3 protein-coding genes are annotated in these 1910 nt (G+C 73.8%); 2 read left to right on the forward strand and 1 reads right to left on the reverse strand.

Annotated features, from left to right (window positions below; all coding sequences use genetic code 11):
- The first annotated feature begins 149 nt into the window (after positions 1 to 149).
- Together ABZ641_RS35420 and ABZ641_RS35425 are read left to right on the forward strand one after the other, a co-directional pair.
- Positions 150 to 893, forward strand: coding sequence for an IclR family transcriptional regulator (locus ABZ641_RS35420; RefSeq protein WP_359988521.1), 744 nt, complete (start codon positions 150 to 152; stop codon positions 891 to 893).
- Between the two features lie 59 nt (positions 894 to 952).
- Complete coding sequence (locus tag ABZ641_RS35425; RefSeq protein WP_344621530.1) at positions 953 to 1360, forward strand: RidA family protein; 408 nt, start codon at positions 953 to 955, stop codon at positions 1358 to 1360.
- A gap of 10 nt (positions 1361 to 1370) precedes the next feature.
- Here the strand turns inward: ABZ641_RS35425 and ABZ641_RS35430 are convergent.
- The coding region (locus ABZ641_RS35430; protein ID WP_359988523.1) for a cobalt-precorrin-5B (C(1))-methyltransferase at positions 1371 to 1910 on the reverse strand (540 nt) is incomplete at its 5' end.

The raw sequence follows: 1910 nt of genomic DNA on the forward strand, positions 1-1910 counted from the left end.
CCGTGGTCGGAGTGCAGCACCTCGGGGTGGTACTGGACGCCGTACAGCTTGAGGTCGTCGTTCTCGAAGGCGGCGACCCGGGTGACCGCGGATGGCATCGTGTCCCCGGTACTCACCCGGCCGGCCGCGCACCTCGGAGCACCCACCCCATGAGCCAGACCGTCACCCGCGCCCTGCGCCTGCTCGCCGAACTCGGCGAGGGCGAACGCTCCCTCGACCAGCTGGCGCAGGCGCTCGGGGTGCACAAGACCACCGTGCTGCGGCTGCTGCAGAGCCTGGAGGAGGGCCGGTTCGTCCACCGCGACGCCAACCACCGCTACCACCTCGGGGCCGGCCTGTTCGCCCTGTCCAGCCTGGCCCTGGAGCAGCGCGGCATCCGCCGCACCGCCGCGCCGCACCTCGCCGAGCTGAACGCGGCGACCGGCCAGACGGTGCACCTGGCCGCGTACGAGGGCGGCGAGGTGGTCTACATCGACAAGTACGACTCCCGGCAGCCGGTGCGGATGTACTCCCGGATCGGGCTGCGGGCCTCGCTGCACTGCACCGCCGTGGCGAAGGTGCTGCTGGCCGACCTGCCGCCGGCCGAGCGCCGCAAGGTGGCCGCCGCGATCGAGTACACCCCGCACACGGCGAACACGATCGCCGGGCCGAAGCAGCTGCTCGCCGAACTGGAGCAGGTCGCCGCCCAGGGCTGGGCGCAGGACCACGCCGAGCACGAGCCGTTCATCAACTGCGTGGCCGCGCCCGTCCGGGACGTCTCCGGGCGGGTCGTCGCCGCCGCGTCGGTCTCGGTGCCGGACGTGGTGCTGCCGTACGAGCAGGTGCTGGAGCTGCTGCCGCAGCTGCTGGCCACGGCCCGGGCGATCTCCGCCGACGCGGGCGCCCCCGTCTGATCCTTTCCGATCCCTTCTGATCCTCGATGAGTCCGATCCCGCGAGAGGAAGCACACCGCATGACCGAGAAGACCGAGGTCCGCACGGACGGCGCCCCCGCGCCCGCCTGGATGTTCTCCCAGGGGGTGCGCAAGGGCCCGATCCTGCAGGTCTCCGGCCAGGGCCCGCAGGACCCGGCGACCGGGGAGTACCTGTACCCCGGGGACGTGCGGGCTCAGACCCGGCGAACGCTGGAGAACGTCAAGGCGATCGTCGAGGCGGGCGGCGGCACCGTCGAGGACGTGGTGATGTTCCGCGTCTACCTGACGAAGCGTTCGGACTTCGCGGAGATGAACGCGGCCTACGCCGCCTTCATCGAGGAGAACGTCGCCCCGGGCGGGGTGAAGCCCTGCCGGACGACCGTGATGGTCGAACTGCCGCAGGAGCCGATGCTGGTGGAGATCGACGCGCAGGCCGTCATCGGCTGAGCGGCGCCCGTCACCGGCGGGCGGCCGGGCCCAGCGGCTCGGCCCGGCCGACGATCGTGCCGGCCCGGTCGATGCAGATCACGTCCACCGCCACCGGGGCCGGGGCGAGCACGCCGAGCGCGGTCGCCCGGGCCGCCTCGGCCACCAGGTCGCCCAGCGGCACCCCGGCCGCCGCGCACAACTGCACCGCCTCCAGGCCGGTGTTGGCGGCGGCGACCGCCGCGGCCAGTTCCGGCGAGGCGCCGCCGCGGCGGGCCAGCTCGGCCAGGTAGCCCTTGTCGACCTGCGAGCGGGCCGAGTGCAGGTCGAGGTGGCCGGCCGCCAGCTTGGACAGCTTGGCGAAGCCGCCGGCCACGGTCAGCCGCGGCACCGGGTGGCGCTTGAGGTACTTGAGCACCGCGCCCGCGAAGTCGCCCATGTCCAGCAGCGCGTCCTCCGGCAGGTCGTGCACGGCGACGGCGACCTTCTCCGAGGTCGAGCCGGTGCACCCGGCGACGTGGGTGCGGCCGGCCGCCCGGGCGACGTCCACCCCGCGGCGGATCGAGTCGAT

Origin of the sequence: Kitasatospora sp. NPDC007106, from assembly GCF_040634455.1 — a bacterium.
GTDB lineage: Bacteria > Actinomycetota > Actinomycetes > Streptomycetales > Streptomycetaceae > Kitasatospora > Kitasatospora arboriphila.

Bases quoted from the DNA above. Each gene is read 5' to 3' on its own strand.
- ABZ641_RS35420 (WP_359988521.1), top strand. From the start codon at position 150: ATGAGCCAGACCGTCACCCGCGCCCTGCGCCTGCTCGCCGAACTCGGC.
- ABZ641_RS35425 (WP_344621530.1), top strand. From the start codon at position 953: ATGACCGAGAAGACCGAGGTCCGCACGGACGGCGCCCCCGCGCCCGCC.